We start from the raw sequence: 5,711 nt of genomic DNA on the forward strand, positions 1-5,711 counted from the left end.
CCGTCATCTGCGAGATCAAGGACTGACCCGCGCCACCGGACACCCGCGCCACCGGACACCCGCCACGGCGGGCCCGGCCGGTCACCTCCGGACCCGGTTGGTGAATCCGCCCCGCTGGACCTCATCCGGCGGGGCGGAGTGCTGCGAAGGGTGCGACACGGGTGCGGGCGAGGGGCGGCCGGTGAGCCGGTGAAGTGGTGTCGCCGCCGGGTCCCGGCGGGGCCGCGCAGCGCAATCCGCGCAGGCCGAACGCCTGGACGCGGCGGGAAACGGCGCCCTCGGCAACGGCCCGGTGATCGTGGCGGCGGCGCCGGCGGTCGGTGTCCGGCTCGGTACGGGCCCGCCGGGGAATCGCGGGCAGGCACCCATGACACGCACCCCACGACAGGCACCCCATGACAGGCACCCCTGAGCTTCCGTCGCGGGTCCCCGGGCCCGTCAGCGGTGGAGGGCCTCACGCAGGGCGCGCACCTGGTCGGCGAGGTTGCGTTCGCTGATCCGGGCCTGGGGGAACAAGAGGTCGAAGCCGTGGACGGCGCCGGGTACCTGGACCAGTTCGGTGGTGACGCCGGCGGCGGACAGGCGTGCGGCGTAGTCGAGGCCCTCGTCGCGGAGCGGGTCGATCTCCGCCACGGCGATGTAGGTGGGCGGCAGTCCGCTGAGGTCGGCGGCGCGGCTCGGGAAGGCGTACGGGTCGGCGTGGCTGTCCTTCGCGTAGTACCGCACGGCCAGTTCCAGAGCGGCTCGGTTGAGGACCGGGGTGTCGGTGAACTCCCGCGCCGAGGTGGTGGCCAGGCTGCCGTCCACGCCCGGGTAGGTCAGCGACTGGAAGAGCAGGCGCGGGCCTGCCTGGTCGCGGGCGCGCAGCGCGGTGGAGGCGGCGATGTTCCCGCCGGCGCTGCCGCCGGCCACCGCGATGCGTGCGGGGTCGCCGCCGAGTTCGGCCGGGTTGGCGGCGATCCAGGTCAGGGCGGCGTAGGCGTCGTCGGCCGCGGCCGGGTAGGGGTGTTCGGGGGCGAGGCGGTAGTCGACGGAGACGACGACGGCCCGGACGTCGCGGGCGTAGCGCAGCGAGCGCCCCTCCTCGGCCTCGGGGGATCCATAGGTGTAGGCGCCGCCGTGCACGTAGAGGATCATCGGCAGGTCTTCGGGGGTGTCGGGCCGGTAGACGCGCAGCCGCAGTTGTCCTCCGGGGCCGGGGATGTCCAGGTCCCGCACCGTGACCTGGTCGTCGACGGGGGTGCCGGGGCGTGCGCGCAGGGGTGCGTAGCGCTGGGGGTCGGCGAGGACCGCGTCCAGGCCGTAGACGGGGAAGACGCCGGTGTCGGCGGTGTCGAGCAGGGTCTGGATCTCGGGATCGACAGCGGGGACAGGCATGGCTGATAGCCACCTTCCGGGCGGTGGACCGGGTGCTGCCCGGCCCTGGTGTGCGGAACTGACCTCAGTCTCTGCCGGTCACGAGCGGCGCAGAAGTGGCCCGAGGGCCACTATCTGCAACTATTGGGCCATGACCGTTGCGACACCTCACCAAGTGGCCGTTCTCGCCCTCGCGCCGGTGGTGCCCTTCGACCTCAGCATCCCGGCCCAGATGCTGGCCGCGGTCGAAACCCGCGCCGGACACGCGGCCTACGACGTGCGCACCCTCACCCCGGACGGCTCCCCGGTGCCGACGGTGAGCGGGTACGGCATCACGCCCCAGGGCGACCTGTCCCTGCTGGAGCACGCCGACACGGTGATCGTCGCGGGGACCCGCTGCCCGGACGTGGTCGAGAACGGCACGGTGGACCCCCGCGTCGCGGAGGCGTTGCGTGCGGCCCGGCAGCGCGCCCGGCTGGTGTCCCTGTGCACCGGCTCGTTCGTCCTCGCCGCCGCCGGCCTGCTGGAGGGCGGCCGGGCCGCGACCCACTGGCGCTACGCCCAGCAGTTCCGGCGGCTCTTCCCCACGGTCGACCTCGACATCCACCCGCTGTACGTCGCCGATCGCGGGATCCTGACCTCGGCCGGCGGCGCGGCGGCCATCGACCTGTGCCTGCACCTGGTCCGGGAGGACCACGGCAGCTCCGTGGCGAACCGGGTGGCGCGGTACAACGTCGTCGCGCCCATGCGGGACGGCGGGCAGGCGCAATACATCGAGCACCCGGTCCGGGAGGACGCGGAGGCGTCGACGGCCGGGGCGCGGGCGCTGATGATGGAACACCTGGACCGGCGGCTGTCCCTCAAGGACCTCGCGGCGCACTGCCACATGAGCGTACGGACGTTCACCAGGCGGTTCCGGCAGGAGACCGGGCTCTCCCCCGCCGCGTGGCTCACCTCCGCCCGTCTGAGGCACGCGCGCCACCTGCTGGAGTCGACCGAGCTGTCGGTGGACGACATCGCCGCCAGGGCCGGTCTGGGAAGCGGTACGAACCTGCGGCAGCGCATGCGGGAGGCCCTGGACACCACCCCCTCCGCCTACCGCAGGGCATTCCGCTCCTCCTCCGCCGCGCACGCCCCGGAGCCGGCGCGGGCCACGTGATGCCGCTCGGTGCCGGGCGACCGCGAGCCGTCCGCTTTCCGCACGGGACGCCTGCCGCGGCGGACGGCGGCCTGCCTCCGTCGCCGTGGCGGAGGCCGACCGCCGCGCGGCGGTGACCCCGGCCGGCCGAGGCGCTCGGCCGGCCGGGGTCACCGCCGGGCTGGTCCGGTCAGAAGTCGTACGGCTTCTCGGTGCTCCAGTTCAGCACGTCGGCCTCGTTCCAGCTGAACCGCTGCTTCTCGCCCTTCATGACGACGGAGTAGTAGGGGTTCTGGTGGCCGTCCGCGCCGCGCAGCGCGATGGCGAGCGACTGCGCCGTCTGGTGCCGCGAGCCGTAGTCGAAGAGGTTCACCGCGCTGTACACCTTGCCGCCGGGCCGGAGCGTGATGCGCTTGTCGCCGCCGGGGTTGTCCTTCTTCGAGTGCGGCAGTACGGCGGCGTCGTCGCCGAGCTTCACGGCCGGGTAGGAGGTGACCCAGCACGGCTTGGTGCCCTCATTCGACGCGGTGACCAGCAGGTGGTCGCCCTGCTGCCCGGCGAACCGGTGCACCGCGGTGACCAGCAGCTCGTCGCCGCGGCACTGCTGGGCGCCGACCGTTGTGCTCTTGCTCTCGATCTGCTCCGCGGAGCCCTTGCCGTCCCCGTCGGACGCGGACCGGCTCTGCGCGGTACGGGCGGCGTTGTTGCCGCCGGCCGCCTTCGAGTCGCCGTCGGCGCCGCCGCAGGCGGTCAGGCCCAGCGCCAGCGCGGCGGTGACGGCGGCCAGGGCGGTGGTTCGAATCCGGGAAGTACGCATGATCGGGGTTCCCCCTCGCGGTCGGTGCGGGATTCTTCTTCGGAGATTCCCGCGGTGTGGACACCACTTTTCCCGGGGCCGCTGACGTTCTGGAAACGTCTCACTCACGTCCCGCAAACACACCGCTCACGAACGGATGAGGCCCCTAACGGATGAGGCCCGGAACGGGTGAGGTCCGGCCGCGGGCGGCCTGGAGTCCCTCCCACTGCCCGACTGCCCGCCCCTGACCGGCCCCACCCCACCAAGCGGCGGTCAGCACCGCGCCGGACACCGCCGGACACCGCCCGACCCGCGTACGGTCCGGCCGGCTCAGCGGCCGCGCACCACGTCCTGGGGGAACGTCAGCTGGCCGTTCATCCACCGCAGGGCCGTGGGCAGTTCACGGCGCCAGGTGCGGAAGTTGTGGCCGCCCCGGTCCAGGATGATCGACTGCGCGCTCAGCGGCGGCCGGACCGCGGCCAGGAAGTCCCGGGTGGGGCCGTAGTCGGACTCCCCCCGGCGGCTGGAGGCCACCAGCACCGACACCTGCGGCTGCGGCAGATGGCGCAGCCGCCACAGCAGGTCGTGCTCCCGCTTCCGGCGCTCGCCCTCCGGGCCCCGGCCGAACAGGTCCCCGGTCGTGGGGTCGTTGACCACCCGGTAGTCGGGCGACAGGGCCGCGGCCGCGCTGTAGACGCGGGGGTGGCGCAGGGCCAGCTGGAGCGCGCAGGTGGCGCCCGAGGAGTAGCCCAGGACGCCCCAGGCGCTGGGGTCGTGGCCAATCCGGTAGTGCTGCCGCAGCGCCTCGGGCAGGTCCCGGGCGAAGAAGGTCTCGGCCTGGGGGCCGCCGGGGACGTCCACGCATTCGGTGTCGCGCGGCGGGGCGATCGTGGGCCGCACCATCACGATGACGGCCGGCTGCGCGACCCCGGCCCGGATCAGCCCGCCGGCCGTCTGGGGCAGCCGCAGGTGCTGGGCCAGCAGGAAGGAACCGCCGGGGTAGCCGCTGATCGCCACGATCACGGGGAAGCGCTGCCGGGCGTACTGGCGCTGGAAGTACTGCGGCGGCAGATAGACGTACGCCGGGTTGGCCACCTGGCTGCGGCGGCCCAGGATCCGCACCGACTCGACCTTGCCGACCCCGCCGGGCGGCCCGCTCGGCAGTCCGCGCACCCTGTCCAGCCCCTGCGGCGGGGCGGGCCGCACCAGGCCGCCCGGCACCCCGGCCGGCCCCGCGGCGCCGCCCCGGACCGGGGTCAGGGCCGCGGGTGTCTCCTCGCCCTCGCCCAGCAGTTCGCCCCAGGTTCCGTAGAACTGGAAGGTGGTGTTCACCGCGAGGGCCAGCGCGGCCACGAGGGCGCACTGGGTCACGGCGAGGGCGGCCAGCCGGCCCAGCCAGGCCCGTACGCTCCGGCCCGCGAAGCGCGGCCACAGCCAGAGCGTCAGCCCCGCGCACCCCACGGCGAGGGCGATCATCACATATTCGAGTGATCGACTGGTCAGTCCCATCGTTCTTCCACTCCGGCGGACCGCGACACGCGACGACGCCGCCCCGTCCGACGGCGATCGCGGTATCCGCAATCGCCTGGCCAGGACGTGCCCCCGGTCACGAAATGGCATGCTTGACCCACGGGCAGGCACGGCAGGGAGGACCGCGATGGCGATCGAGACAGCCACGGCGCAGATGCCACCGCGCCCCATGCGCGCCGACGCGCGCCGCAACTACGAGCGGCTGCTGGCCGAGGCGCGCACGGCCTTCACCCAGCACGGCACCGACGCCTCGCTGGAGGACATCGCACGCCGCGCGGGCGTCGGCATCGGCACGCTCTACCGCCACTTCCCCAACCGCACCGCGCTGATGGGCGCGGTCTTCCAGGGCGAGATATGCGCCCTGCTGGAGCGGTCGCGGGAGCTGGCCCAGGCGCCGCGGCCGTGTCAGGCGCTGATCGACTGGCTGCGCGCGATCGTCGACCACGCCAGCACCTACCGCGGGCTCTCCAGGGCCCTGATGGCGTGCTCGGCGGACGAGACCTCGGAGCTGTCCCGCGGCTGCGGTCTGCCGCTGCGCGAGGCGGGCAGTGAACTGCTCGCCCGCGCCCAGCAGAGCGGTGCCGTACGGTCCGATGTCGTCATCGCCGATCTGATGCAGCTCACCAACGCGATCGCGCTGGCCGTGGAACAGTCGCCGGACGACCCGGAGTTGGCCGACCGGCTGCTGGCGCTGGCCTTCACCGGCCTCAAGGCCCGCTGACACGCTAGCGACGGCGCGGCGCCAGATCCGCCACCCGTCCCGGCTGCTGTTCCGCCAGCGGCACCGTGCCGCGCAGCTGGGCGGAGCCGGAGCCGCCCGGCGGATGGGGGTGGTTGCGGCGCGGCCCCGGCAGCGGCAGGCCCTCCTCGCCACCGCCCCGGCCCTGGGAC

At 74.1% G+C, this 5,711-nt stretch carries 5 protein-coding genes; 2 read left to right on the top strand and 3 right to left on the bottom strand.

Going from position 1 to position 5,711, the window contains the following annotated elements; translation table 11 throughout:
* Nucleotides 1-438 precede the first annotated feature (438 nt).
* Nucleotides 439-1,377 (bottom strand): alpha/beta hydrolase, encoded by a 939-nt coding sequence (locus AXW62_RS04705; RefSeq protein WP_060943367.1) that lies wholly within the window; start codon nucleotides 1,375-1,377, stop codon nucleotides 439-441.
* A 130-nt stretch (nucleotides 1,378-1,507) separates the two neighbouring features.
* Between AXW62_RS04705 and AXW62_RS04710 the strand changes: the two genes are divergently transcribed.
* The gene (locus AXW62_RS04710; protein WP_060943368.1) at nucleotides 1,508-2,515 is read left to right on the top strand and encodes a GlxA family transcriptional regulator; all 1,008 of its coding nucleotides are present in this window, start codon (nucleotides 1,508-1,510) and stop codon (nucleotides 2,513-2,515) included.
* A 169-nt stretch (nucleotides 2,516-2,684) separates the two neighbouring features.
* On the opposite strand, the gene AXW62_RS04715 is transcribed toward AXW62_RS04710, so the two are convergent.
* Both AXW62_RS04715 and AXW62_RS04720 read right to left on the bottom strand, forming a co-directional pair.
* On the bottom strand, nucleotides 2,685-3,311 hold the full coding sequence (locus tag AXW62_RS04715) for a DUF4232 domain-containing protein (protein ID WP_060943369.1): 627 nt from the start codon (nucleotides 3,309-3,311) through the stop codon (nucleotides 2,685-2,687).
* Nucleotides 3,312-3,620: 309 nt separating this feature from the next.
* Nucleotides 3,621-4,799 carry an alpha/beta hydrolase gene (locus tag AXW62_RS04720; protein ID WP_060943370.1) on the bottom strand — a complete coding sequence of 393 codons (1,179 nt, stop codon included), beginning with the start codon at nucleotides 4,797-4,799 and terminating at the stop codon, nucleotides 3,621-3,623.
* A 148-nt stretch (nucleotides 4,800-4,947) separates the two neighbouring features.
* On the opposite strand from AXW62_RS04720, the gene AXW62_RS04725 reads away from it, so the two are divergent.
* Nucleotides 4,948-5,541, top strand: coding sequence for a TetR/AcrR family transcriptional regulator (locus AXW62_RS04725; protein ID WP_060943371.1), 594 nt, complete (start codon nucleotides 4,948-4,950; stop codon nucleotides 5,539-5,541).
* The last annotated feature ends 170 nt before the right edge of the window (nucleotides 5,542-5,711 follow it).

Source organism: Streptomyces hygroscopicus subsp. hygroscopicus (assembly GCF_001553455.1).
GTDB lineage: Bacteria > Actinomycetota > Actinomycetes > Streptomycetales > Streptomycetaceae > Streptomyces > Streptomyces hygroscopicus.

Coding starts and splice junctions, on each gene's coding strand:
- AXW62_RS04725 (WP_060943371.1), top strand. CDS start 4,948: ATGGCGATCGAGACAGCCACGGCGCAGATGCCACCGCGCCCCATGCGC.
- AXW62_RS04715 (WP_060943369.1), bottom strand. CDS start 3,311: ATGCGTACTTCCCGGATTCGAACCACCGCCCTGGCCGCCGTCACCGCC.
- AXW62_RS04705 (WP_060943367.1), bottom strand. CDS start 1,377: ATGCCTGTCCCCGCTGTCGATCCCGAGATCCAGACCCTGCTCGACACC.
- AXW62_RS04720 (WP_060943370.1), bottom strand. CDS start 4,799: ATGGGACTGACCAGTCGATCACTCGAATATGTGATGATCGCCCTCGCC.
- AXW62_RS04710 (WP_060943368.1), top strand. CDS start 1,508: ATGACCGTTGCGACACCTCACCAAGTGGCCGTTCTCGCCCTCGCGCCG.